Genomic DNA, 25,962 nt, shown 5'->3' with positions numbered 1-25,962 from the left:
GCCCGAATAAGAAATGATAAAGTAGTAACTCGCAGTATCTGGCACCGATAGTTTTTTATGCCATCAATGGAGAGTGATTTTCGAACTGGGCGATATGGTCTATCACCTAACTTATGTTTTAAACATAGCCTGTCGGGATGGGAAATATGGGTACCTCTGAATTACTCAAACACATTTATGACATTAATCTGTCTTATTTGTTACTGGCGCAACGCTTAATTAATGATGAAAAAGCTTCTGCGATGTTTCGTCTTGGAATCAATGACGAGATGGCAGATACCTTGATGCAACTGACTTTACCGCAGATGGTGAAATTGGCAGAAACTAACCAGTTGATATGCCATTTCCGTTTTAACGATCACAATACAATCAAAGTGTTGACTCAGGAATCGCGTGTGGATGATTTACAGCAAATTCATACCGGGATTCTGTTGTCGAGCCACTTATTACAACAGTTAACTTCGAAAGAAGAAAACCTGCCTAAGAAAAGGGCATAAGTAATGGCGGAGAAAAGTATTGTTCAGGAAGCGAAAGATATCCAATTAGCAATGGAACTCATTTCGCTTGGCGCTCGTTTACAGATGTTAGAAAGTGAAACTCAGTTAAGTCGCGGACGTTTGATTAAACTGTATAAAGAACTGAGAGGAAGTCCGCCGCCCAAGGGAATGCTACCTTTTTCAACGGATTGGTTTATGACCTGGGAACAGAATATTCATTCATCAATGTTCTACAACGCATACAGCTTTTTAATCAAGAATGGACAGTGCAGTGGTGTAGAAGCGGTTATTAAATCTTACCGGCTTTATCTCGAACAGTGTGCGCCGCAGAGCGATTCTCCACTGTTGGCATTGACGCGAGCCTGGACATTAGTCCGGTTTGTTGACAGCGGTATGCTGCAACTGTCGTCATGCAATTGCTGCAAAGGGATGTTCATTACTCATGCTCATCAACCTAAAAACAGTTTTGTTTGTAGTTTGTGCCAACCCCCTTCTAGAGCGGTAAAAAAGCGTAAACTTTCGCAAAATCTTGCCGATATAATACCTCAACTGCTGGATGAACAGGTAAAACACGCAGTCTGAGTCTGTAGCGATTTGTGAATCTATCACTGTTGGTTGTGAAGGCGGTGATAGATTTCTCCTTCAAGAACGTCCTGGCTACGGCTCCGCAGTTTTATCTCTCTTTCCGCCCACCTTTTTTATTATAAGGATTCCTTGTGCTGGTTATATTGGGTTATATCGTAATTGTGGCCTCGATACTCGGCGGTTATCTCATGGTCGGTGGGGCCTTGGGTGCGCTTTATCAACCTTCGGAGCTGCTGATTATCGGCGGTGCGGCGGTAGGTGCTTTCATCGTTGGTAACAATGGGAAGGCGATAAAAGCAACACTACGTGCGTTACCGCTTTTGGTCAAAAGTTCCAAGTATAATAAAGCACTGTATATGGATCTCATGGCCTTACTCTTTCGTGTGATGGCCAAATCCCGTCAGCAAGGCATGCTTTCCCTGGAATTTGATATTGATAACCCTCGCGAGAGTGAAATTTTCTCAAGCTATCCGAATATCCTTGCTGATAACACCATCGTTGAATTTATTACCGATTATTTGCGTTTGATGGTCAGCGGCAACATGAATGCGTTTGAGATTGAAACGCTGATGGATGAAGAGATCGAGACGATTGAACATGAAAGCGAAGTGCCAGCGACGAGCTTGACGCTAATGGGGGATGGTCTCCCGGCATTTGGTATCGTCGCCGCCGTTATGGGGGTTGTTCACTCGCTGGCTTATGTTGACCGACCTGCTGCTGAGCTGGGGATGATGATCGCTCACGCCATGGTGGGAACTTTCTTGGGTATCCTTCTTGCTTACGGTTTTGTCTCGCCATTGGCAGCTTTACTGCGCCAGAAAAATGCAGAAAAAATCAAAGTATTGCAGTGCATTAAAGTCACTTTACTGTCGAGCCTTAATGGCTATGCACCGCAAATTGCCGTTGAGTTTGGTCGTAAAACGCTGTACTCAACGGAGCGTCCTTCCTTTACCGAATTGGAAGAACACATTCGTCGTGTGAAATCGCCGACTCAGCAAGCGTCGGACAGTAACGCATGAAACATCAACATCCCATTATTCGCAAAAAGCGTAAGTCTGGACATGGGGGCCACCATGGTGGCTCCTGGAAGATTGCCTACGCTGACTTCATGACAGCAATGATGGCATTGTTTCTTGTAATGTGGCTTATCGCAATTTCTACACCAATGCAGTTGGCCCAAATCGCAGAGTATTTCCGTACTCCGTTAAAGGTCGCGTTAACTTCAGGTTCTAAATCAAGCGACAGTTCCAGCCCGATTCCGGGCGGAGGAAACGATCCAACCCAGCAAGATGGTGAAGTGAAAAAGGCCATCAAAACAGACAACGTGGAAAAAAAGCTGGATGAGGTTCGACTCAATAGATTGCGTGAACGTCTGGATCAGTTAATTGAGGCCGATCCTCGACTACGCGCACTGCGTCCGCATCTGTTAATTGAAATGATCGATGAAGGGTTACGTATCCAGATCATCGATAGTCAAAACCGCCCCATGTTTAAAACCGGGAGCGCACAGGTTGAGCCTTACATGCGAGATATCCTGCGCGCTATAGCGCCTATCCTGAACGATTTCCCCAATAAACTGAGTATCTCAGGCCATACCGATGATGTTCAGTATACGACAGGGGAACGTGGCTATAGTAACTGGGAACTGTCTGCAGATCGTGCCAACGCATCACGCCGAGAGCTTATTTTTGGTGGTTTGTCTGATGGAAAAGTTTTGCGCGTTGTGGGCATGGCTGCGACAATGAACCTCAAACAGGCGACAAGTGGAAATGATGCGATTAACCGACGCATCAGTTTGCTGGTATTGAGCAGACAAGCTCAAAAGGATATTGAAGAAGAAAATGCAGAAAGCTCTGCTGTAAATATAGACAAGGCGGAAAATTTACAAAATATGGAGTTGGATAAGCCTAAACCTACCACTCCGGCTGCCGAAAATAGTGATAATAATACGAGTGGAAGTGGTGGGGCATCGCCACAACCAACTAATGGAGTTCCTGCTCCAGAGCGTCAGCAGCCAACCACCGCGTTGCCTGCTGCGCCCGATAGTCAGGCGACGCCTTCTCAATAAGCCGCGATTCACAGCAGAGGTGACCACGTGAGCATGGACATGAGTGCTTTCTATCAAACGTTCTTTGATGAAGCAGATGAATTACTGGCAGATATGGAACAACATTTATTATTGTTGGATCCGTCAGAGCCTGATACCGAGCAATTGAATGCGATTTTCCGAGCAGCTCACTCCATCAAAGGGGGGGCAGGCACGTTCGGTTTTAAAGTATTGCAGGAAACTACACACATTTTAGAAAACCTACTCGATGGGGCAAGACGCGGAGAAATGCGTCTTAGCACTGATATCATCAACCTGTTTCTGGAAACAAAAGACATTATGCAGGATCAGTTGGACGCTTATAAAACCGCGCAGGAACCCAATGCTGAAAGCTTTGAGTATATCTGTCAGGCCCTGCGCCAGCTCGCTCTGGAGTCTAAAGCTGATGGTGATGTTGCCCAGGCAGAGGCACCAGCTGCAACACAGAACGCTGCCAGCCCGGCCTCTAGCGCTGCAGGTAAAGGTGAAATGCGTATTGCATTAACCGGCCTGAAATCTCAGGAAATACCTCAGATGCTGGAAGAGCTTGGTAATCTGGGAACTGTTAAAGATCCTCACCAAACCGACACTAGCGTAGAAGTGACACTGGTCACGTCTGAAAGTGAAGACGATATTAGTGCGGTACTGTGTTTTGTTCTCGAACCTGAGCAAATTAGCTTCAAATCTGCCGTAGCCAGCCAACCTGTCGTTGCTGAAGTTGTGGAGACACTGGCTGTAGTCGAAGCACCAGCACCGGTAGCGCCAATTGCACCGTCTGCGCCAGCTGCTGCAAAACCGCAAGCTGCACCGGAAAATGGAAAAAATAAAGCAAAAACCGGTGATACCAGTATTCGTGTAGCGGTTGAGAAGGTTGACCAACTTATCAACCTCGTCGGTGAGTTAGTGATTACACAATCTATGTTGGCACAGCGCTCAAGCGAACTCGACCCTGTGGCACATGGTGACCTGCTCAACAGTATGGGGCAGTTGGAACGCAACGCCCGCGATCTGCAAGAATCGGTCATGTCCATTCGTATGATGCCGATGGAATATGTATTTAGCCGTTTCCCTCGTTTGGTTCGTGACTTGGCTGCCAAGCTGGATAAACAGGTCGAGCTAACGCTGATGGGGAGTTCGACTGAATTGGATAAGAGTTTGATCGAACGTATTATCGATCCTCTGACACACCTGGTGCGCAACAGCCTCGATCACGGTATCGAATCTCCAGATAAACGCGTTGCTGCAGGTAAATCTGCGGTGGGTAACCTGACGCTTTCCGCGGAACATCAGGGCGGTAACATCTGTATTGAAGTTATCGATGATGGCGCAGGTCTCAACCGTGAAAGAATTCTGGCTAAGGCTCTGTCTCAAGGGATGGCCGTGAGCGACACGATGTCTGATGAAGAAGTGGGCATGTTGATTTTTGCCCCTGGCTTCTCCACCGCAGAGAAGGTCACAGACGTGTCTGGCCGCGGTGTCGGCATGGACGTGGTTAAGCGGAATATCCAGGAAATGGGTGGGCATGTCGAAATCCACTTCCAGGCTGGAAAAGGTACAACTATCAGAATCTTGTTACCATTAACGTTAGCCATCCTCGATGGTATGTCCGTTAAAGTTAACAACGAAGTCTTTATTCTCCCGCTTAATGCTGTGATGGAATCCCTGCAGCCTCAATCGGAAGACCTGTACCCATTAGCTGGTGGCGAGCGTGTACTGCAAGTTCGTGGTGAATATTTACCTCTCGTTGAGCTATTCCATATTTTTGATGTGGATGGCGCTAAAACGGATGCTACTCAGGGTATAGTCGTGATCCTGCAGAGTGCGGGCCGGCGTTATGCCTTGTTGGTCGATCAGTTGATTGGGCAACATCAGGTCGTCGTTAAAAACCTGGAAAGTAATTATCGCAAGGTACCAGGCGTTTCAGCCGCTACCATTCTTGGTGATGGCAGCGTTGCGCTGATTGTGGATGTTTCAGCGTTACAAGCGCTTAATCGTGAAAAGCGTGTGGTTGAAACTGCTGCTTAATAAAACAGATCGTTAATAAAGGGTGGAAAACATGACTGGACTTGCAAGCGTCACGAAATTAACTGGCGAAACAGTAGGACAGGAATTCCTGATTTTTACGCTGGGTGACGAAGAGTACGGCGTTGATATTTTAAAAGTACAAGAAATCCGCGGTTATGACCAGGTAACGCGTATTGCCAACACACCTTCCTTCATCAAAGGTGTTACCAACCTGCGCGGCGTCATTGTACCGATCGTTGACCTGCGTATTAAATTCGCCAAGCAGGATGTTGAATACGATGACAATACGGTTGTTATTGTTCTGAATCTTGGTCAGCGTGTTGTTGGTATTGTCGTTGATGGCGTGTCGGATGTGTTGTCATTGACCGCAGACCAAATTCGCCCTGCACCAGAGTTTGCCGTAACCCTGTCAACGGAGTACCTGACTGGTTTGGGTTCTCTGGGCGAGAGAATGCTGATTTTGGTTGATATCGAAAAACTGTTGAGCAGCGAAGAAATGGCGCTGGTTGATAGCGTATTGAGAGCCTAATCCATCGGCCTTCTGGGGCTACGAAAGTAGCCCCGAAAACCTTCCTTAGTCGTATCCTTGTCAGTTCAGAAATTCGTAAAGATATCCAGAATAGTGCCGATATCATCGGTGGTTGGTCTACTCAAAAGGCGTTATATGTTTAACCGTATAAAAGTTGTTACAGGTCTGATGCTTGTACTGGTGTTGTTTGGGGCACTTCAGCTTATTTCTGGTGGTTTATTCTTTAGTGCATTAAAAAATGATAAGGATATCTTCAGCTCAACGCAGGTTATTAACCAAAAGCGTTCTGAACTGGATTCAGCATGGTCATATTTATTACAGACCCGCAATACACTTAACCGGGCAGGTACGCGTTTTGCGCTCGATGCAAGCGGTACGGGAGCTGGTGTCGGTGGGAAAGAGCTTTTGGCTTCGGCTCAAAAGCAACTGTCCGTAGCAAACGATTTTTTCTCCCGCTATGAAAAAGTGCCACAAGATGCTCGTCAGGATGAAAGTATCGCCCGGGGAGTAAAAGAGAATTATGTGGCTCTTAACGGTGCGTTAACCGAATTAATTCAGTTTTTGAATGCAGGGGAATTTAAAAAATTTATTGAGCAACCGACACAAAGTTTTCAGGACAACTTTGAAAAAGCGTATTACGCCTATAAAGCTGAAAGCGATAAACTTTATCAGGCTGGTATAGTGAAAAACGATGAAGCTTATGACTCAGCGCTGTGGATCCTTGGTTTCATTATCGTGTTGGTTTTTGCGTTAGCTCTGATTTCCTGGATTGGTATTCAACAACTATTAATCAGGCCGCTAAATAATATTGTTGAACACATTCGTCACATTGCGAAAGGTGATCTGACAAAAACAACTAACTTTCACAGCAGCAATGAAATGGGGATTCTGGCTGACAGTATTCGCCATATGCAAAGTGAGTTTGTTGCAACGGTTAGCGCGGTTCGACAAGGTGCCGATGCGATTTATACTGGTGCAACAGAGATTAGTGCCGGAAATAACGATCTTTCTTCACGTACTGAGCAACAGGCTGCTTCGCTAGAAGAAACGGCAGCCAGTATGGAACAGTTGACCGCAACCGTTAAACAGAATGCGGAAAATGCTCGTCAGGCTAGCCAGTTGGCGCTGAGTGCGTCAGAGACGGCACAGAAGGGCGGCAAGGTCGTCGATAATGTTGTCAAAACCATGCACAATATCGCTGGAAGTTCGCAAAAAATTGCCGATATTACTAGTGTGATTGATGGTATTGCTTTCCAAACCAACATTCTTGCGCTGAATGCGGCGGTTGAGGCAGCCAGAGCCGGGGAGCAAGGACGTGGGTTTGCGGTTGTTGCAGGCGAAGTGCGTAGTTTGGCACAGCGTAGTGCTCAGGCTGCGAAAGAAATTAAAAGTCTGATTGAAGATTCTGTCAGCCGGGTCGATGAAGGTTCTGTACTGGTTGAGAGTGCAGGCGAGACGATGGGAGAAATCGTCAGTGCGGTCACTCGTGTAACAGATATCATGGGCGAAATTGCTTCGGCTTCAGATGAGCAAAGTAAAGGTATCGATCAGGTTGGTCAGGCTGTGACTGAAATGGATCGCGTAACGCAACAAAACGCCTCCTTGGTCGAAGAGTCTGCGGCCGCAGCGGTTGCTCTGGAAGAACAGGTGAAAGTGTTGAATCAGGCTGTTGCTGTATTCCGTCTGTCTGAAGATGCGGGTTCTTTTAGAAGAACGACACCAGTAACGACGGGCCAAAAGCCTGTATTGCTGGCGCCATCAGCAAATGGCGGTAAGAAAGCGAAAGAAGGTTCACCCAATGATAATTGGGAAACGTTCTGATAAAAACCGTCGTATAGGCTATAAATAACCAAGCTGTAGGGCGCGTTACGGAGCCAATCCCCAGCCGCTTATGTATAAGGCGGCTGGGTGATTGTTTACTCGTCATAATTTAAAAAATGAACATGCGAGTAATTTGCCACTGCGTGCCTGGGGTTTATAAGCGATATAGCACTGGGTGCTTTGAAGCAGAGTAATTCATGGTATTGTTCAATCTGTAACTTATGTTATGGATATGATGGGGTGAGGCTGGCTTTGGTATTAAGGCCAAAGAATAAAGCAGGTAGCACAGCTGTGATGAGAGGGAAATGCCACCCAACAGCATGTGGCTTTGGTAGAACGAACACGCTAACCGGCTCTGCTTGCAGAACTTGTAGAGTGTATTACCAATACAGTGTCAGTTTTAATCGCAATGCGATGAGCAATTGACGAATGACAATAAAAAACCTGCGTTAGCTGTAAAGGAAAGTTCAGATTGAAAAAAACCATAGCAAAAAACACTATTCGAGCGGTTTGATATGAAAAGTACACCATCGCAAAATCGCCCTGAATCTGCCTCTATCCTGACGCAGATGGTTGACCGGTTGCCGTTGTCGGATACTCATTTCCGGCGAATCAGCCAATTAATATATCAGCGTGCTGGCATCGTTCTGGCCGATCACAAACGTGAAATGGTTTATAACCGTTTGGTTAGGCGTCTCCGTTTGCTTGGAATCAATGATTTCGGTCAGTATTTAGCGCTACTGGAATCAGATCCTAACAGTGCGGAATGGCAAGCCTTTGTTAATGCGTTAACCACAAACCTAACGGCGTTTTTCCGTGAAGCGCATCATTTTCCTATATTGGCTGAGCATGCCAGAAAACGTCCAAATGGCTACACTATCTGGAGTACGGCGGCTTCTACAGGGGAAGAGCCTTATTCGCTGGCGATGACACTTGCAGAAGTCTTAGGTAATAAAGCGAGTGGATGCCAGGTATGGGCCAGTGATATCGATACCCAGGTATTAGAAAAGGCAACGGCTGGTATCTATCGTCAGGAAGAGTTGCGCTCTCTTTCTCCACAGCAGCTACAGCGATTCTTTTTACGCGGCACTGGGCCACATAGTGGTTTGGTGCGCGTTCGTCCTGAGCTTGCGTCAATGGTACATTTCCAACAACTCAATCTGCTCGCGCCTGATTGGTCTGTTCCCGCGCCATTCGATGCTATTTTTTGTCGTAATGTAATGATTTATTTCGATAAAGAAACTCAAGAGCGTATTCTCCGTCGATTCGTCCCGATGCTTAAGCCGGGGGGATTGTTATTTGCCGGGCATTCAGAGAATTTCAGCCAGATCAGTCGCGAATTCTATTTGCGTGGGCAAACTGTATACGGGCTGGCTAAGGAAAGATAATGAGCAAGATAAGAGTATTATGCGTTGATGATTCTGCCCTCATGCGTCAGATCATGACTGAAATAATTAATAGCCATTCCGATATGGAAGTTGTCGCGACTGCGCCAGATCCATTAGTTGCTCGTGATTTGATTAAAAAATTCAATCCTCAGGTATTAACGCTGGATGTTGAAATGCCACGTATGGATGGGTTGGATTTTCTTGAGAAGCTTATGCGTTTGCGCCCGATGCCGGTTGTCATGGTGTCGTCCCTGACGGGAAAAGGGTCGGAAATTACGCTTCGCGCTCTGGAGCTTGGTGCGATTGATTTTGTCACCAAACCTCAGTTAGGCATTCGTGAGGGGATGCTGGCGTATAGCGAGCTGATTGCGGAAAAAATTCGCATGGCAGCGAAGGCACGCCTGCCGCAGCGTAGTACCGCAGCAGAGCCTACAAAAATTATTCAGCATATGCCACTGCTTAGTAGTGAGAAATTGATCGCGATTGGTGCATCGACGGGGGGAACGGAAGCGATACGGCATGTATTACAGCCTCTGCCGCCGACAAGCCCTGCATTACTGATTACACAGCATATGCCGCCAGGCTTTACGAAATCTTTTGCCGAGCGGTTGAACAAACTGTGCCAGATTACAGTGAAAGAAGCAGAAGACGGAGAACGTGTTCTTCCTGGTCATGCCTACATTGCGCCAGGCGCTCGCCATCTTGAACTGGCGCGTAGTGGAGCAAACTATCAGGTACGTTTAAATGATGGACCTCCCGTTAATCGGCATCGTCCATCAGTCGATGTGTTATTCCGTTCGGTTGCACAATACGCCGGGCGAAATGCCGTAGGGGTAATCCTTACAGGAATGGGCAATGATGGGGCGGCTGGCATGTTGGAACTCCATCAGGCTGGTGCTTATACTCTGGCCCAAAATGAAGCAAGTTGTGTGGTTTTCGGGATGCCACGTGAAGCGATTGCTATGGGTGGCGTTGATGAAGTGGTGGATTTGCACCAGGTGAGCCAGCGCATGTTGGCACAAATCTCTGCCGGACAGGCATTACGTATATAAGCAGCTCTCGGTGAGCAATAAATATTTTAGGAGTAGGTATGGCCGATAAAGAACTCAGATTTCTGGTAGTGGATGATTTTTCGACGATGCGCCGAATTGTCCGTAACCTGCTGAAGGAACTGGGCTTTAATAACGTAGAAGAGGCAGAAGATGGTGCTGATGCGCTAAACAAGCTTCGTGCTAGTGCTTTTGATTTCGTCATTTCTGACTGGAATATGCCCAACATGGACGGACTGGAGCTGCTCCAGACTATTCGTGCTGACGGTGCGCTTTCCAGCCTTCCCGTACTGATGGTGACGGCGGAAGCGAAGAAAGAGAACATTATCGCTGCAGCACAAGCGGGTGCTAGCGGCTATGTAGTTAAACCATTTACTGCAGCTACCCTTGAAGAAAAACTGAATAAGATTTTCGAAAAACTGGGTATGTAAGGGGATCTTATGACGCCACATATGCCGTCCGTGAACGACACCGCTTCAGCAACCGAGATCATTTCGCGTATTGGCCAATTGACTCGTATGCTGCGCGACAGCTTGAAAGAGCTGGGTCTGGATAATGCGATAGCAGAAGCAGCAGAAGCTATTCCTGATGCCCGCGATCGTCTTGACTATGTTGTCCAGATGACTGCGCAAGCGGCAGAGCGCGCGCTGAGTTGCGTAGAGGCTGCACAGCCACGTCAAAACCAACTAGAAGCTGATGCTAAGTCTCTGAAAGCTCGTTGGGATGAATGGTTTGAGAATCCAATCGAGCTGGCTGATGCGCGTGAATTGGTGACGGATACGCGTAGCTATCTTGAAGATGTACCACAGCATACCTCATTTACCAACGCTCAACTGTTGGAAATTATGATGGCGCAGGATTTCCAGGACCTTACCGGTCAGGTTATCAAGCGTATGATGGATGTTGTCCAGGAGATTGAAAAACAACTGCTGATGGTGTTGCTGGAAAATATCCCAGAAAAACCAGATGCGCCTAAGCGTGCAAATGATGGTCTGCTGAACGGGCCACAATTGGATAAAGGCGCAGCAGGTATCGTCGCCAATCAGGATCAGGTTGATGACCTTCTGGATAGCCTTGGGTTCTAATGCATTTCCCTTCAGGAAAGGGAATGATTCCCTTTTTTGAAAAAATGTTGAACACCATCGACCAGTTATTTATGGCCAGCACCTATGGCCATAAATAGCTAAATCCGATTTTTTCCCGCCTTTCACCCGTACTATTCGTTAAAGAAGCGTTGGTTTTTCTCGTTGTTCCAGCCATAAAACTTTTCTGTATTTGTCATGCTAGGCAGCAAATTCCTATCCCGAAAGTCGTAACAGGAACGCCATAGTGGCAGATGATAGCGATCTAGAAAAAACAGAAGCCCCCACTCCCCAAAAGGAGGAAAAGGCGCGTGAAGAAGGCCAGATCCCACGATCGCGAGAGCTGACTTCTGTTCTGATGATGGTCGCAGGATTGGCTATTTTGTGGATAGGTGGCGATACGATGGCTGGCCGATTGGCCAGAATTGTCTCACAGTCGTTAAATTTTGATTACGCAACGATTGGCGATGATACCCAAATGCTACGGCATGTTGGCTCATTATTGAGTCAGGCGGCATCGGCGTTAATACCCATTATGCTCGGGGCTGTGTTGGTTGCACTGTCAGCGCCTTTGCTGCTCGGTGGGGTACTATTTAGTACCAAATCTTTAAAAGTTGACTTCAAAAAATTAGATCCTATTTCTGGGCTGAAACGGTTGTTTTCTGCACAATCACTGGCTGAGCTTTTTAAAGCAATATTAAAATCAGTCATGGTCGGGATCATTAGTACGTTGTTCTTGATTCATAACTGGCCAAAAATATTGCATTTAATATCCGAATCGCCGGTTGCGGCGTTAGGTGATGCGTTAGAATTGGCCGTAATGTGTGGCTTTCTCATCATTATGGGCCTTATTCCTATGGTCGCTTTTGATGTGTTTTGGCAAGTCTGGAGCCACATCAAAAAGTTACGGATGAGCAAGCAGGAAATTCGGGACGAGCATAAACAGAGTGAAGGCGATCCTCATGTTAAAGGCCGTATTCGTCAGCAACAAAGGGCGATAGCCCAACGCAGAATGATGGCTGATGTGCCTAAGGCTGATGTGATAGTCACTAACCCGACGCATTATGCGGTAGCATTACGTTATGATGAGAAAAAAATGAATGCGCCGAAAGTGTTGGCTAAAGGTGCGGGTGAGATCGCGTTACGTATTCGTGAGTTGGGGACCGAGCATCGCGTCCCTATTTTAGAAGCGCCACCGTTGGCGCGAGCGCTATTTCGTCATTCAGAGGTCGGAGAGCACATCCCGGCTGCGTTGTATGCTGCTGTTGCAGAAGTCTTAGCTTGGGTTTATCAACTGAAACGCTGGAAGCGGGAAGGTGGATTAATTCCTAGAAAACCGAAACATTTACCAGTGCCTGATGCGCTGGATTTTGCTAAAGAGAATACTACTGATGGCTAATTTGGCCTCTTTGCTTCGTTTACCGAGTAATATGAAAGGTACCCAATGGCAAATATTAGCCGGACCTATACTGATCCTGCTGATACTTTCCATGATGGTATTGCCGCTGCCGCCATTCATTCTGGATCTGCTCTTTACCTTTAACATCGCACTGTCAATCATGGTATTGCTGGTTGCGATGTTCACGCAGCGGACGCTAGAGTTTGCTGCATTCCCTACTATCCTGCTGTTTTCTACGTTGCTGCGTTTGTCACTCAACGTTGCATCTACCCGTATTATTTTACTGGAAGGTCATACGGGCACCGCTGCTGCCGGTAAAGTCGTTGAAGCATTTGGTCACTTTCTGGTTGGTGGGAATTTCGCCATCGGTATTGTGGTCTTTATCATTCTTGTCTTAATCAACTTCATGGTTATCACCAAAGGTGCAGGACGTATCGCTGAAGTAGGCGCTCGTTTTGTACTGGATGGTATGCCGGGTAAACAGATGGCGATCGATGCCGATCTTAATGCTGGGATCATCGGTGAAGAAGAGGCGAAAAAACGCCGTGCTGAGGTGACGCAGGAATCAGACTTTTACGGTTCAATGGATGGTGCCAGTAAGTTCGTGCGCGGTGATGCTATCGCTGGACTGATTATCATGGTCATCAATATTGTGGGTGGGTTGATCGTCGGTGTTGTACAGCACAACATGCCAGTAGGGCAGGCAGCGGAAAGCTATACGTTGCTTACCATCGGTGACGGCCTGGTTGCCCAGATTCCTGCTCTGATTATTTCTACCGCCGCGGGTGTTATTGTTACTCGCGTAAGTACCGATCAGGATGTTGGCCAGCAGATGGTCACCCAGCTATTCAACAATCCACGGGTCATGGTGTTGAGTGCGGCGGTTATCGGGCTTATTGGGTTGGTTCCCGGAATGCCTAACTTTGTCTTTCTGTTATTCACGGCATCTTTGTTAGGGCTTGCCTGGTGGATGCGCGGTGAGCAGCAAAAAGAACCTGAGATGCAGCCTATACCGGCAGCGATGGAGAAGCATCAGGTTATCGAAGCCAGCTGGTCTGACGTACAGCTTGAGGACCCGCTTGGGATGGAAGTGGGTTATCGCTTGATTCCAATGGTTGATGCACAGCAAGATGGCGAGTTGCTGGGCAGGATTCGTAGTATCAGGAAGAAGTTTGCTCAGGAGATGGGGTATTTACCACCAGTGGTTCATATCCGGGATAATTTAGAGCTTCAGCCTGCCAGCTATCGCATATTGATGAAAGGTGTCGAGGTTGGGAGCGGTGAGGCTCACCCTGGGCGTTGGATGGCAATCAATCCAGGTAATGCGGTTGGCTCTTTGTCTGGCGATATCACGCAGGACCCTGCGTTTGGCTTGCCGGCAGTCTGGATTGATAATGCCCTGAAAGAACAAGCTCAAGCCCAAGGATTCACGGTTGTAGAGGCCAGTACGGTGGTGGCAACACACTTGAACCACTTAATTGCATTACATGCCAGTGAATTGTTCGGAAGACAAGAAGCTCAGCAATTGATGGATCGCGTTGCGCAGGAAATGCCGAAACTGACAGAAGATTTTATTCCTGGCGTGGTGACACTGACAACGTTGCACAAAGTGTTGCAAAATCTGCTTAGCGAGAGGGTTTCTATTAGGGATATGCGCACCATCATGGAGACATTGGCTGAACATGCGCCAGTGCAGCCAGATCCTTATGAACTTACTACGGTAGTCAGGGTTGCTCTGGGACGTGCTATCACTCAGCAATGGTTCCCGGGAGACAGCGAACTTCAGGTTATCGGTCTGGAAGGGTCATTGGAGCGTCTTCTGTTGCAGGCGCTTCAGGGAGGCGGCGGCCTCGAGCCTGGTCTTGCCGATCGCCTGCTTGAACAGGCGAAACAGGCGCTACAGCGGCAGGAAATGCTGGGTGCTCCGCCGGTTCTGCTCGTGAACCATGCTTTACGTGCTTTGCTCGCTCGCTTCCTGCATCGTAGCCTGCCAAACATGGCTGTGCTTTCTAATTTGGAAATCAGCGATCATCGTCAGATCCGTATGACATCGATTATAGGGGAAGCTCAGAAGTGAGGACGGTGATGCGCTTTCTGTCTGTCGCTGTGCTGGCACTTCCGTTCTGTGCTATGGCGACGCCTGGCAGTTGGAACGGAAGTATGGCCGGAATAAAACTGGATTACCGTGGTGAAATGGTGACGACGTCAGCTTTTTCTCCGAACATAGCCATTAAGCCAGAAGAAACCATTACGACAATATATTGGCGGCATCTTATTGATTCAGAGATACCGACAGGGCTTGCGGTTAAACTTTGTTCACAAACGCCGCAGCGCTGTGTTGATTTAGGCGGAAGTGGTGACGGACAGACTCAGGCATTTGAGGGACTGGCGGCTAACAATGAGTTTCGTTTTGTCTACTATATTGCAGGGAATGGGCGTATTAACCATACGTTCAGCGTTCGTACGATCGATATTGCGGTAAACTATAAGTAGTTGATTTAAATAAGTAATGGTTTTAGATGATGAAAAGTCTCCGCTGAAATGCAGAGACTTTTAGAACGTGATTTTTCTGCCGCCCACTGTTACCCCTTTCGACTGACCATCAGGACCGTACAGTCCTTGACCATGACGAGGCTTCAGTATATTGATGGCTTCATTGGTATAGGCAATATGCCGACTCAGCAGAAGACCATTGTGCTTATTCTGATCGTTTAAACGTCTGGTTAATTCTTGAACCTGCTGCCAGTAAGCAGACAGCTTTTCAATACCATCATAAGGTGCTTGTAGATTAAGCGCTGATTCGGCTTCATGACGTCGAGCTTCCAAATGCTGCATCGTTGCCAGCAAGGATGTTTTCTTCTCTGTCACTTGTTGCAGAGCAATACTATTAATATGCCCCGCGCAAAGTAACGTTTGCTCGTCAGACATGACAGCATCAAGCTCACGCAAATTATGCAGCAACTGTTCCAGAATCGATTGCAGATTTTCCATAAATATTAATTACCTGCTAAAAAATCCTGCGTTTCTTTTAGCAAGGCATCCGCGATTTTTCCGGCATCAATTTTCAGTGAACCATCACGAATTGCTTGCTTCAGGGTTTCAACGCGGTTCATGTCGATATCCTGCGTACCTGGCTGCATCAATTTTGCCTGCGCATCGCTCAGTTTTACCTGTGTTGCGCTGACTTCAGACTGAGCTTCAGCCTGTTTGCGTTTGGTTTTAGCGATATCGCCAGATTCGCGTTGTTGCACTTGACTGACCGGCTTCAGCGACTGGGTGCGATCAATACTCATAATACATCCCTCTGATTTGAGGATAAATAGTTAATCATCAATGTGTTACAGAATTTTCAATCACATTGGTGTTCAATTTTAAAACGTCGTCAGTAATGACTCTGTAACTATCATCGGCAAACGTGAGCAAATCTTTAATTAATTACTGTGAGATCAGAATAATCCCATCTTCGTTCGTGATTCCGCTGATTATTTGTCCATTTGCCGTTCTGACTCTGACTGCCTGTCCGGCGGCCGCGTTGTTCATGGCTTTTCCTTCGCCATTAATCGTGAAACCTTCTCCTTGGGCGATAATCTGCACCGACTGACCGGCCTTGACGACCCAGGCGCGTCTGATCATGGACGCGGTAATCACCTGACCCGGAGTGAGATCGCGCAAAAGGACTGCGCCCTGTGCGCCTTGTAACGTCAGTATAGGGCGCAACGGCAATAAATCGAGCCTGCCTTTTGTCAAACGAATGTCTTTTTCCGTCAGCGTTGTTCCACGGTTTATCGGCCGTGAACTGGTGACATAGTTCCCTGTCACCTGCACTTCGGTTTGAATGAAGCGGCGCTGCTGTCCACAACGTATGGACAGGCTGACATTACCCCACATTTTCGTATTCCCGGGCAACGTGATTTGGGGCACTTCGCACTGTGGCCACTGTGATTCCGGTGATTTTATCACAACGTTTACGGTATTCGTGCTTCCCTGAAAGCGTGAAGCAAAAAATTGATTGATCTGTGCAGGAAGGTCGTTCGCATTGACAGGGGTACACAGGATGAAAAAACAGGACGCCGTCAGATAGAGGTAATAATGTATTGTTTTCATTCCTGTTCGGCTCTCCTGGTTCTGATTATATCGGGCATTAAGTGTAACGATGTCAGCGTGAGGTTAAGGCAATAAATAGCGCTGCATTTGGTGTCTATTCGTTCGATGGCATAGTCATCATGAGAATTATCCTACTCACTCCAAATTCTAACTTGCGGAGGGAGCATGCTTGATAAATTAGACGCCTCATTGCGGTTTCAGCAGGAAGCGTTGAACTTGCGTGCCCAGCGGCAGGAAATTCTGGCCGCGAATATTGCTAATGCGGATACGCCAGGCTATCAGGCCAGGGATATCGACTTTGCCAGCCAGCTCAGTAAAACGATGGAGCAAGGGCGGGTGAACGGTACGGGTATCGCGCTGAAAACCACATCTGTGCGGCATATACCGGCACAGAATTTTCAGCCGCCGGAACTTGATTTGCTCTATCGCGTACCCGATCAGCCTGCACTGGATGGTAATACGGTCGATATGGACCGGGAACGCACTAATTTTGCCGATAATAGCCTGAAATATCAAACCAACCTGACCGTTCTGGGCGGGCAGATTAAAGGCATGATGTCGGTCTTGCAGTCAGGTTCATGATCGTAGCGCGATGAGAAGGTAAAGATTCATGTCGTTATTAAATATATTCGAAATTTCAGGCTCAGCGCTTTCTGCGCAATCTCAGCGTCTGAATGTGAGCGCCAGTAACCTGGCAAACGCAGACAGCGTCACGGGCCCTGATGGCGAACCTTATCGCGCCAAACAGGTTGTATTCGAAGTGAATGCGGCCCCGGGCCAGTCAACTGGTGGTGTGCGCGTGGCTAATGTTATTGAAGACCCATCACCTGCACGTCTGGTTTACGAACCGGGCAACCCGCTGGCTGATGGACAGGGATACGTTCGCATGCCGAATGTTGACCCAGTGGCTGAGATGGTAAATACCATTTCTGCATCACGCAGCTATCAGGCAAACGTCGAAGTCTTGAATACGACAAAATCGATGATGCTGAAGACGTTAACGATCGGGCAATAATCGGGAGACGAAATAATGTCTGTAACCATTAATGATACTTCCTCGGCAACGAGAACACAGAGCACATCGAGTACTACCTCATCTGTAGGCGGTACTAGCAGTGCTGCTGACCTACAGAATCAGTTTCTGACCCTTCTGGTTGCGCAGTTGAAGAATCAGGACCCGACGAACCCGATGAGCAACGATCAGCTTGTCAGCCAGCTTGCTCAGCTCAATACGGTGAGCGGTATTGAAAAATTGAATACCACACTGGGTTCTATTTCCGGTCAGATCAATAACAACCAATCCATGCAGGCAACAACGCTGATTGGCCACAGTGTCATGATCCCTGGAAAAGACATTCTCGTGGGTAAAGAAACCAGTACACCCTTTGGTGTGGAACTGGAGAAAGCCGCAGAAGTGGTTACCGTCACCATTAATGATGCGACAGGTAAAGCCGTTCGTACGATCGAACTGGGGACGCTTTCGGCTGGTGTTCACTCATTTAACTGGGATAGTAAACTTTCTGATGGCACGGTTGCGCCTGATGGGGCCTATACCTTCACTGTCGCTGCCAGTACGGGCGGCGCACAGCAAGTTGTTCAGCCATTGAGCTATGCGGTGGTAAATAGTGTCGTTCGCGGCGAGAGCGGTGCATTGCTGGATTTAGGACTGCGTGGCAGAGCCACTATGGACGACGTCAGGCAGATTCTGTAACGCTATAAATTTCACATTATTCCAGTGAAACGCACTACCTGGAATATGACTTAATCAATTTATCTGGAGAACGACATGGGTTTTTCTCAGGCGGTCAGTGGCTTAAACGCGGCATCTAATAACCTGGATGTTATCGGTAATAACATCGCTAACTCAGCAACAGTGGGTTTTAAATCCGGTACTGTCACATTTGCCGATATGTTTGCAGGTTCTAAAGTGGGTATGGGTGTGAAGGTTGCATCGGTATTGCAGGATTTCGGTAATGGTACCGTCACCTCCTCTTCACGAGACCTGGATATCGCGATTAGCGGCGGTGGTTTTTACCGTCTGCAAGATAGCAATGGTTCCATCTATTACAGCCGTAATGGTCAGTTTATGCTGAACGGGCGTAATATTGTTAACGCACAAGGTATGCAACTGACGGGTTACCCGGTTGCGGGGACACCTCCAGTTGTTCAAACGGGTGCTGACCCAGTACCGCTGACGGTTCCTAATGGTGACATGCTGGCGAGCCAAACAACAACGGCGTCAATTGTTGCTAACCTGAAATCTTCAGATTCGGTTCCAACGAGCGCCTGGGCCACAACGCCTGGTGCTGAAGGTACGTATAATAGTAAGACTGCGCTGACAACCTATGACAGTCAGGGTAACGTGCACAACTTTACGCTGTACTTTGTCAAAACGGCGAATAATACCTGGCAAACCTATGCCAAGGATGACTCTGTTAGTCCTGCTACTTATCAGAACGCAGGAACATTGAACTTTGCTGCTAATGGTGCGTTAACGGGGCATACGCCTTTCAACATCAACCTCACAGGGACCAACGGTGCGGCAAATGGAGCGTTTACGCTTAATTTGACTGGCAGCGTGCAGCAAAATACCGAATATAGCTATAAGAGCCCAACCCAGAACGGTTTTGCTCCAGGATCGCTGACTGGTTTTGCGATCAATGATGATGGCACGATCGAAGGTAGCTATAGCAACGGTCAGAAACAGGCGCTGGGTCAGATCCTGCTGGCTAGCTTTGCCAACCCAGAAGGTTTGTCACCTGAAGGTGATAACGCCTGGTCTGAAACCGCGAGTTCTGGTCAGGCGGTGGTTGGTCTGGCAGGTTCTGGGAGCCTGGGTAAGCTGATCGGCAAATCCACCGAAAGTTCGAACGTTGATCTGAGTAAAGAGCTGGTCAACATGATTGTTGCGCAGCGTAACTACCAGTCGAATGCGCAAACCATCAAAACGCAGGATTCCATTCTGCAAACGCTGGTTAGCCTGCGTTAATTATCCTAACGGGGACATTGCATGGATCACGCGATTTATACGGCAATGGGTGGCGCGAGCCAGTCATTGGAAAAGCAGGCGATTACTGCGAACAACTTGGCGAACGCCTCAACGCCGGGGTTCCGGGCACAGCTCTCAGCACTGCGTGCTGTACCGGTCAATGGGCTGACATTGCCTACCCGTACGCTGGTTGTTGCTTCAACGCCTGGTGCTGATATGACCGAAGGCGTGATGAATTATACCGGCCGTGCAATGGATGTCGCCTTACCAAAAGAGAGTTGGCTGGCAGTACAAACGGCTAACGGCGGTGAGGCGTACACCCGTAATGGTAATATGGAGATCAACGCTGATGGGCAGTTAACTATCCAGGGGCGTGTAGTGATGGGCGACGGTGGACCGATTGACGTGCCGCCGCAGGCCCAGATAAGTATTTCTCCAGACGGTACGATTTCTGCTCTTAACCCTGGGGATCCACCGAATACGATTGCCCAGTTGGGGCGTTTGAAGCTCGTTAAGGCTACGGGACAAGAAGTTGAGCGGTCTGATGACGGTTTATTCCGCTTAACGCAACAGGCTCAGCAACAACGTGGTAATGTTCTGCAAAACGATCCCACCGTGCGTATTATGCCGGGAGTGATTGAGGGCAGTAATGTGAACACGGTCGATACTATGGTCGATATGATTGCCAATGCTCGCCGCTTTGAAATGCAGATGAAAGTCATTAGCAGCGTCGACGATAATGCACAACGCGCTAATCAGATATTAGCAATGGGTTAAGCGCCGAGTGCGCACAGGAGTGAATAAATGATCCGTTCTTTGTGGATTGCAAAAACCGGCTTGAATGCTCAGCAAACCAATATGGACGTTATTTCCAATAACTTGGCAAACGTCAGCACCAATGGTTTCAAGCGTCAGCGTGCGGTATTTGAAGACTTGATGTATCAAACAGTTCGTCAGCCCGGCGCTCAGTCTTCAGAACAAACGATGCTACCGTCCGGCTTGCAGTTAGGTACCGGTGTTCGTCCGGTATCAACGGAGCGTATTCATACTCAAGGGACGTTTTCCGAAACCGGTAACTCTAAAGACGTTGCCATTAAAGGGCAGGGTTTCTTTCAGGTTCAGTTGCCTGACGGTACAACGGCTTATACGCGTGATGGTGCTTTCCAGCTTGACGGTAACGGTCAGTTAGTGACGTCCAGCGGTTATCAGGTTCAGCCCGCTATTACCGTTCCGGCGAATGCGACAGAACTGAACATCGGCCGTGACGGTATTGTCAGCGTTAAAGTACAAGGACAGGCGGCAACAAACCAGATTGGTCAGCTGACGCTGACAACCTTTATTAACGACAGCGGCCTTGAGAGCATAGGTGAGAACCTGTATCTGGAAACCGCGAGCTCTGGTGCGCCGAATGAAACAAACCCAGGTTTGAATGGCGCAGGCTTGCTGTATCAGAAATATGTCGAAACCTCCAACGTCAACGTGGCTGAGGAATTGGTATCGATGATTCAGACGCAGCGTGCTTATGAAATCAACAGTAAAGCAATTTCTTCTTCTGACCAAATGTTGCAGAAATTGACCCAGCTGTAATGAGTAACCCGCTATTTTCAGGAACGAGGGCGGGTGCTCTGGTAGCCTGATGTTAGCAATGTAGACAGTGTTTAACGGGGTAATGATGGCCATAAGCACCCGGTGAGTGGGCAAATATGGTTTTGATTTACCCCGTGAATATGTGAAATAGATTAATTTAAGGCGATATCCGCAGTGATAATAAATGCAAAGTCGGTTATCAAACCACTCCGCCGACCCCGTCTGTTGGCATTGATCGCGATGTTAGCACTTAACGGTTGCGCCTATATTCCGCATGATAAAGTTGTCACTGGGCCTACAACTGCCCAGCCTGCATCGCCAGTGTTGGCGGGCCCCAATGGTTCTATTTTCCAGACTGTGCAGCCGATGAATTATGGCTACCAGCCGATGTTTGAGGATCGTCGCCCACGTAATATTGGCGACACACTGACGATCGTGTTGCAGGAGAATGTCAGCGCCAGTAAAAGTTCATCTGCTAATGCTGCTCGTAATGGCGCCTCGACGTTTGGTGTGGCGACAACACCACGGTACCTTGAGGGGCCGTTAGGCAATAATCGTGCGGCATTGAATGCTACTGGGACGAATGATTTCACCGGGAAAGGTGGCGCTAACGCCAATAACACATTCAGTGGCACCATCACGGTCACGGTGGGGCAAGTGCTGGCCAATGGTAACCTACAGGTTGTTGGCGAAAAACAAATTGCCATTAATCAGGGAACAGAGTTTATCCGTTTCTCTGGGGTAGTTAATCCGAGAACCATTAGTGGTAACAACTCGGTGCCATCAACCCAGGTTGCGGACGCGCGTATTGAATATGTCGGCAATGGCTATATTAACGAAGCGCAAAACATGGGCTGGTTACAGCGGTTCTTCCTCAATGTTTCTCCGTTCTAAGCTTAAGAGGCCTGCCATGCGGATTGCATCATTTTTCACTGTACTGCTGACGTTACTGACGCTAAATATTGCTCCCGCGTCGGCAGAGAGAATTCGCGATCTGGTAAACATCCAGGGCGTACGTGGTAATGCGTTGATTGGTTACGGTTTAGTTGTTGGTTTGGATGGTTCTGGTGACCAGACCATGCAGACGCCGTTTACCACACAAAGCTTAACTAACATGCTTTCCCAGTTAGGGATTACCGTGCCGGCCGGAACCAACATGCAACTGAAAAACGTTGCTGCGGTGATGGTCACGGCGGAACTTCCGCCTTTCGGCAGAGCTGGCCAAAATATTGATGTTGTTGTGTCTTCACTCGGGAACGCGAAGAGCCTGCGTGGCGGGACACTGTTAATGACCCCATTGAAAGGGGTCGATAATCAGGTCTATGCCCTTGCTCAAGGTAACGTATTGGTCGGCGGTGCGGGCGCATCCGCTGGCGGAAGCAGTGTTCAGGTTAACCAGCTTGCCGGCGGTCGAATCAGTAATGGTGCGGTTATCGAGAGAGAGTTGCCAAGCACGTTTGGCACATCGAATACCATCATGCTGCAGTTGAAGAACGACGATTTTTCGATGGCGCAGAAGGTGAGTGATGCGATAAATCGCTCTGGATACGGTGGTACCGCGAGCCCGTTGGATTCTCGGACTATTCAGGTCCTTGCCCCGCATGGTAACAGCTCTCAGGTTCGCTTTCTGGCCGATATACAGAATATTGACGTTAATGTTGGTATCCAGGACGCCAAGGTTATCATCAACTCCCGTACCGGATCTGTTGTGATGAACCGCGATGTCACGCTGGATAGCTGTGCTATCGCTCAGGGCAACCTTTCTGTGACGATCAACCAGCAAGCTAATGTTAGCCAGCCTAATACACCATTTGGTGGCGGTCAGACGGTGGTAACGCCTCAAACACAGATCTCGGTACAGCAAGCCGGCGGTTCTTTACAGCAAGTCAATTCCAGCGCCAACCTCAACAATGTCGTGCGTGCACTGAACTCTCTGGGCGCGACGCCGATGGAGCTGATGTCTATTCTGCAGGCGATGCAAAGCGCTGGCTGCTTGCGTGCCAAACTGGAAATTATCTAATGAGTGATATACAGACGCTGAATAATGCGGCCTATGATGCGCAGTCCCTGAATACGCTGAAACGTGAAGTTTCAGGTAATCCTCAAAGTAAAGAGGGTATCAGGGCAGTTGCGCAACAAATGGAAGGCGTGTTTGTCCAATTGATGATGAAAAGTATGCGTTCTGCGATTCCGCAGGATGGGCTCTTCAACAGCGATCAGACGCGTCTGTATACCTCGATGTATGACCAGCAAATTGCCCAGGAGATCTCAACGAAGGGCAAGGGATTGGGGCTTGCGGATGTCATGGTTGAGCAATTAACCCGACAATCTCCCGATGCAACAGCAGCTAAAGCTCCGGTTCCTTCTGTTCCATTAACATTCGATGGTGATGTGCTAAAAACCATGCCAACTGCGGCAGTGGAGCAGATGGTGCGTAAAGCGTTGCCTAAACTGCCCACTACGGGTTCAGCCTTGCCGTTATCCAATAGTAACTTTGTGTCTCAGATTTCCTTGCCCGCTCAGATTGCCAGCCAGCATAGCGGCATACCTCACCATCTTATTATTGCTCAGGCGGCACTTGAGTCCGGCTGGGGACAGCGTGAAATTCCTACCGAAGATGGGCGCCCTAGTCACAACCTGTTCGGTATCAAAGCAGGCAGTAGCTGGAATGGGCCGACAACGGAGATCACCACGACAGAGTATGAGCAGGGCGTGGCCAAGAAGGTCAAGGCTAGTTTCCGGGTGTACGATTCCTATATTGAAGCGATTGGTGACTATGTGAAATTGCTCACCAACAACCCACGTTATTCAGCGGTGATGAGTGCCGGAACGGCTGAGCAGGCAGCTCATGCGCTACAAAAAGCGGGTTATGCAACGGATCCGCAATATGCTCAGAAGCTGGTTAGCATGATCCAGCAAATGAAGAACTCAGGTGAGAAAGTGGCGAAAGCATATACGCACGATTTGAGCCGCCTATTTTGATTTTTTTATTCAAGATTTGCGCTGCCTGACCGATAAAGTAATTAACTTATGTAGCGTATTTGCTGCTTTCAGCATTTGGTTAATCGCGCAGGGCGAAAGAGCCTGTGTAAAAGGAACAACACCTTATGTCCAATTTAATTAATACCGCGATGAGTGGCTTAAAAGGTGCACAGATTGCGCTGAGTACCGTGAGTAACAACATTAGTAATCAGGCTGTTACTGGGTATAGCCGCCAAAATGCGATACTCGAGCAGGCGATTAGCAGCAGCACATCGGCTGGATATATCGGTAACGGTGTCAATGTTGTTAGCGTCAATCGCCAATACAACGAATTTATTACCAATCAATTACGTGCTGCGCAAACAACAAGCAGTTCCGTCACTGCGTACTACGAGCAGATCTCCAAGATTGATAACTTGCTGGCCAGCAGCACAACAAGCCTTTCATCAACGATTCAGGGTTTCTTTTCTAACCTGCAAAACCTTACCAGTAACTCCGGTGATTCATCTACACGCCAAACCGTGCTGGGCAAGGCAGAAGGGCTGGTGAACCAGTTTAAAGTTACGGATAAATATTTGCGTGATATGGACAGCGGTCTAAACACGCAGATTCAAAGCATTGTTGGCCAGGTTAATACATATACTGACCAAATTGCGTCTTTAAACAATGAAATCACGAAGTTAATGGGTGCAAATAGCGGCACGATGCCTAATGATTTGCTCGATCAGCGAGATCTTCTGGTCGATCAGCTCAACAAACTGGTCGGTGTTGATGTTACTGTCCAGGATGGAGTTGTTTACAACGTAGCCTTAAAAAATGGTACTAACCTGGTTCAGGCTGGAACGAGCAACCAGCTGGTTGCCATTGGTTCTAGCGGCGATCCGACTCGCCTGACCATTGGATATCGAGACCAGACAAATGATGTTGTCTCACTGAATGAGAGTACGTTAACAGGTGGTTCATTAGGCGGGTTGCTCTCTTTTCGTACAGAAACGCTGGATGAGGCACGTGGTCAGCTCGGGCAGCTCGCGTTGGCATTTGCCGATGCGTTTAATGCTCAACATCAGCAGGGTTATGACCGTGATGGTGTTAAAGGCGGCGATTTTTTCTCTTTTGGTAAAGCGGTCGTTCTGAATGATAGCAAGAATGCTGGCAATGCCGTACTAACGCCGTCTTACACCAATACCAAAGATGTGCAGGCAACCAACTATTCGATCAAATATGATGGCGCTAACTGGCAAGTGACCCGTTTGTCTGACAATTCAAAATTCACGGCGGCAGTGACGACAGCGGGAACGCCTCCTGAGAGCAGTCTGAATTTTGATGGCATTAAGATGACGATTACGGGCACGCCGACGACAAACGATACTTTCCTGCTCAAGCCGGTTAACGACGTGATTATCGATATGTCTGTGGCTATTTCCGATCCGAGTAAAATTGCTGCGGCGTCCGTGAAGCTTGATGATGCTGGCAATCCTGTAGTAGATGGAAGCGGTAATCCTGTGTTTGGTGGTGTTAGTGATAACACCAATGCTAAAGCATTACTTGCGCTGCAAAATGAAAAAATTGTGGGCGGTAAAGCGAGTATTTCCGGCGCATACGCAAGCTTGGTCGGAGAGATTGGTAACCAAACCAGCACCCTGAAAATAAACAATACATCGCAGCAAAACGTTGTTAAGCAATTAACGGCAGAACAGCAGTCCGTATCTGGTGTAAACCTCGATGAAGAATACGGCGATCTGATGCGTTACCAGCAATACTATATGGCAAATGCTCAGGTAATAAAGACTGCACAATCTATATTTGATGCGCTGTTGGCGGCTCGTAGCTAGTTTGACC

General features: G+C 48.1%; 27 protein-coding genes. 24 read left to right on the top strand and 3 right to left on the bottom strand.

Annotation, left to right across the window (positions count from 1 at the left end):
• The first annotated feature begins 146 nt into the window (after nt 1–146).
• The 14 genes from flhD to R9X49_RS09890 all read left to right on the top strand — a co-directional run bounded on the left by flhD (nt 147) and on the right by R9X49_RS09890 (nt 14,954).
• Nucleotides 147–497 (top strand): flagellar transcriptional regulator FlhD, encoded by a 351-nt coding sequence (flhD, locus tag R9X49_RS09955; RefSeq protein ID WP_015840816.1) that lies wholly within the window; start codon nt 147–149, stop codon nt 495–497.
• 3 nt (nt 498–500) lie between these two features.
• On the top strand, nt 501–1,079 hold the full coding sequence (gene flhC / locus R9X49_RS09950) for a flagellar transcriptional regulator FlhC (protein ID WP_015840815.1): 579 nt from the start codon (nt 501–503) through the stop codon (nt 1,077–1,079).
• A gap of 134 nt (nt 1,080–1,213) precedes the next feature.
• Nucleotides 1,214–2,101: a flagellar motor stator protein MotA gene (gene motA / locus R9X49_RS09945; RefSeq protein WP_319848218.1), complete on the top strand. Its 888-nt coding sequence runs from the start codon at nt 1,214–1,216 to the stop codon at nt 2,099–2,101.
• Nucleotides 2,098–3,150: a flagellar motor protein MotB gene (gene motB, locus R9X49_RS09940; protein WP_319848217.1), complete on the top strand. Its 1,053-nt coding sequence runs from the start codon at nt 2,098–2,100 to the stop codon at nt 3,148–3,150. The genes motA and motB overlap by 4 nt, the downstream gene beginning before the upstream one ends.
• Nucleotides 3,151–3,189: 39 nt before the next feature.
• On the top strand, nt 3,190–5,193 hold the full coding sequence (gene cheA / locus R9X49_RS09935) for a chemotaxis protein CheA (protein WP_319848632.1): 2,004 nt from the start codon (nt 3,190–3,192) through the stop codon (nt 5,191–5,193).
• 31 nt (nt 5,194–5,224) lie between these two features.
• Nucleotides 5,225–5,722, top strand: a complete 498-nt coding sequence (gene cheW / locus R9X49_RS09930; protein ID WP_319848216.1) for a chemotaxis protein CheW — start codon at nt 5,225–5,227, stop codon at nt 5,720–5,722.
• Nucleotides 5,723–5,857: 135 nt separating this feature from the next.
• The gene (locus tag R9X49_RS09925; protein ID WP_319848215.1) at nt 5,858–7,543 is read left to right on the top strand and encodes a methyl-accepting chemotaxis protein; all 1,686 of its coding nucleotides are present in this window, start codon (nt 5,858–5,860) and stop codon (nt 7,541–7,543) included.
• Nucleotides 7,544–8,058: 515 nt separating this feature from the next.
• Nucleotides 8,059–8,931, top strand: a complete 873-nt coding sequence (gene cheR / locus R9X49_RS09920; protein WP_014915918.1) for a protein-glutamate O-methyltransferase CheR — start codon at nt 8,059–8,061, stop codon at nt 8,929–8,931.
• On the top strand, nt 8,931–9,983 hold the full coding sequence (locus R9X49_RS09915) for a protein-glutamate methylesterase/protein-glutamine glutaminase (RefSeq protein WP_180742564.1): 1,053 nt from the start codon (nt 8,931–8,933) through the stop codon (nt 9,981–9,983). The genes cheR and R9X49_RS09915 overlap by 1 nt, the downstream gene beginning before the upstream one ends.
• A 38-nt stretch (nt 9,984–10,021) precedes the next feature.
• Nucleotides 10,022–10,411, top strand: a complete 390-nt coding sequence (cheY, locus tag R9X49_RS09910; RefSeq protein WP_005970714.1) for a chemotaxis response regulator CheY — start codon at nt 10,022–10,024, stop codon at nt 10,409–10,411.
• Between the two features lie 9 nt (nt 10,412–10,420).
• Nucleotides 10,421–11,065 (top strand): protein phosphatase CheZ, encoded by a 645-nt coding sequence (cheZ, locus tag R9X49_RS09905; RefSeq protein WP_015840808.1) that lies wholly within the window; start codon nt 10,421–10,423, stop codon nt 11,063–11,065.
• Between the two features lie 244 nt (nt 11,066–11,309).
• Nucleotides 11,310–12,461 carry a flagellar biosynthesis protein FlhB gene (gene flhB / locus R9X49_RS09900; RefSeq protein ID WP_319848214.1) on the top strand — a complete coding sequence of 384 codons (1,152 nt, stop codon included), beginning with the start codon at nt 11,310–11,312 and terminating at the stop codon, nt 12,459–12,461.
• A complete protein-coding gene (gene flhA / locus R9X49_RS09895; RefSeq protein ID WP_319848213.1) occupies nt 12,454–14,538 on the top strand; it encodes a flagellar biosynthesis protein FlhA in 2,085 nt (694 codons plus the stop codon). Before flhB ends, flhA begins: the two co-directional genes overlap by 8 nt.
• A gap of 8 nt (nt 14,539–14,546) precedes the next feature.
• Nucleotides 14,547–14,954 (top strand): flagellar protein FlhE, encoded by a 408-nt coding sequence (locus R9X49_RS09890; protein ID WP_319848212.1) that lies wholly within the window; start codon nt 14,547–14,549, stop codon nt 14,952–14,954.
• A 60-nt stretch (nt 14,955–15,014) separates the two neighbouring features.
• On the opposite strand, the gene R9X49_RS09885 is transcribed toward R9X49_RS09890, so the two are convergent.
• The 3 genes from R9X49_RS09885 to flgA all read right to left on the bottom strand — a co-directional run bounded on the left by R9X49_RS09885 (nt 15,015) and on the right by flgA (nt 16,565).
• Entirely contained in the window at nt 15,015–15,452 is a 438-nt protein-coding gene (locus R9X49_RS09885) for a flagella synthesis protein FlgN (RefSeq protein ID WP_319848211.1), read from the bottom strand.
• Between the two features lie 5 nt (nt 15,453–15,457).
• Nucleotides 15,458–15,754, bottom strand: a complete 297-nt coding sequence (gene flgM / locus R9X49_RS09880) for a flagellar biosynthesis anti-sigma factor FlgM (protein ID WP_319848210.1) — start codon at nt 15,752–15,754, stop codon at nt 15,458–15,460.
• Nucleotides 15,755–15,896: 142 nt separating this feature from the next.
• On the bottom strand, nt 15,897–16,565 hold the full coding sequence (gene flgA, locus R9X49_RS09875) for a flagellar basal body P-ring formation chaperone FlgA (protein WP_319848209.1): 669 nt from the start codon (nt 16,563–16,565) through the stop codon (nt 15,897–15,899).
• Between the two features lie 165 nt (nt 16,566–16,730).
• Here flgA and flgB point away from each other — a divergent pair, with 165 nt between their 5' ends.
• The 10 genes from flgB to flgK all read left to right on the top strand — a co-directional run bounded on the left by flgB (nt 16,731) and on the right by flgK (nt 25,955).
• On the top strand, nt 16,731–17,147 hold the full coding sequence (gene flgB / locus R9X49_RS09870) for a flagellar basal body rod protein FlgB (RefSeq protein WP_039298683.1): 417 nt from the start codon (nt 16,731–16,733) through the stop codon (nt 17,145–17,147).
• A gap of 28 nt (nt 17,148–17,175) precedes the next feature.
• Nucleotides 17,176–17,580, top strand: a complete 405-nt coding sequence (gene flgC / locus R9X49_RS09865) for a flagellar basal body rod protein FlgC (RefSeq protein ID WP_015840801.1) — start codon at nt 17,176–17,178, stop codon at nt 17,578–17,580.
• Between the two features lie 15 nt (nt 17,581–17,595).
• Nucleotides 17,596–18,276, top strand: a complete 681-nt coding sequence (gene flgD / locus R9X49_RS09860) for a flagellar hook assembly protein FlgD (RefSeq protein WP_319848208.1) — start codon at nt 17,596–17,598, stop codon at nt 18,274–18,276.
• Between the two features lie 75 nt (nt 18,277–18,351).
• Nucleotides 18,352–19,554: a flagellar hook protein FlgE gene (flgE, locus tag R9X49_RS09855; protein ID WP_319848207.1), complete on the top strand. Its 1,203-nt coding sequence runs from the start codon at nt 18,352–18,354 to the stop codon at nt 19,552–19,554.
• Between the two features lie 21 nt (nt 19,555–19,575).
• Entirely contained in the window at nt 19,576–20,331 is a 756-nt protein-coding gene (locus tag R9X49_RS09850) for a flagellar basal body rod protein FlgF (RefSeq protein WP_319848206.1), read from the top strand.
• A 27-nt stretch (nt 20,332–20,358) separates the two neighbouring features.
• A complete protein-coding gene (gene flgG, locus R9X49_RS09845; protein ID WP_010279572.1) occupies nt 20,359–21,141 on the top strand; it encodes a flagellar basal-body rod protein FlgG in 783 nt (260 codons plus the stop codon).
• A 180-nt stretch (nt 21,142–21,321) separates the two neighbouring features.
• A complete protein-coding gene (locus R9X49_RS09840) occupies nt 21,322–22,035 on the top strand; it encodes a flagellar basal body L-ring protein FlgH (RefSeq protein ID WP_319848631.1) in 714 nt (237 codons plus the stop codon).
• Between the two features lie 16 nt (nt 22,036–22,051).
• Nucleotides 22,052–23,161: a flagellar basal body P-ring protein FlgI gene (locus R9X49_RS09835; protein ID WP_319848205.1), complete on the top strand. Its 1,110-nt coding sequence runs from the start codon at nt 22,052–22,054 to the stop codon at nt 23,159–23,161.
• Nucleotides 23,161–24,123 (top strand): flagellar assembly peptidoglycan hydrolase FlgJ, encoded by a 963-nt coding sequence (gene flgJ / locus R9X49_RS09830; RefSeq protein ID WP_319848204.1) that lies wholly within the window; start codon nt 23,161–23,163, stop codon nt 24,121–24,123. The genes R9X49_RS09835 and flgJ overlap by 1 nt, the downstream gene beginning before the upstream one ends.
• A 125-nt stretch (nt 24,124–24,248) precedes the next feature.
• Nucleotides 24,249–25,955, top strand: a complete 1,707-nt coding sequence (gene flgK, locus R9X49_RS09825; protein WP_319848203.1) for a flagellar hook-associated protein FlgK — start codon at nt 24,249–24,251, stop codon at nt 25,953–25,955.
• The last annotated feature ends 7 nt before the right edge of the window (nt 25,956–25,962 follow it).

Source organism: Pectobacterium carotovorum, assembly GCF_033898505.1.
In the GTDB taxonomy this organism is placed as follows: domain Bacteria; phylum Pseudomonadota; class Gammaproteobacteria; order Enterobacterales; family Enterobacteriaceae; genus Pectobacterium; species Pectobacterium carotovorum_J.
This window is presented reverse-complemented; position numbering and strand designations above follow the sequence as displayed.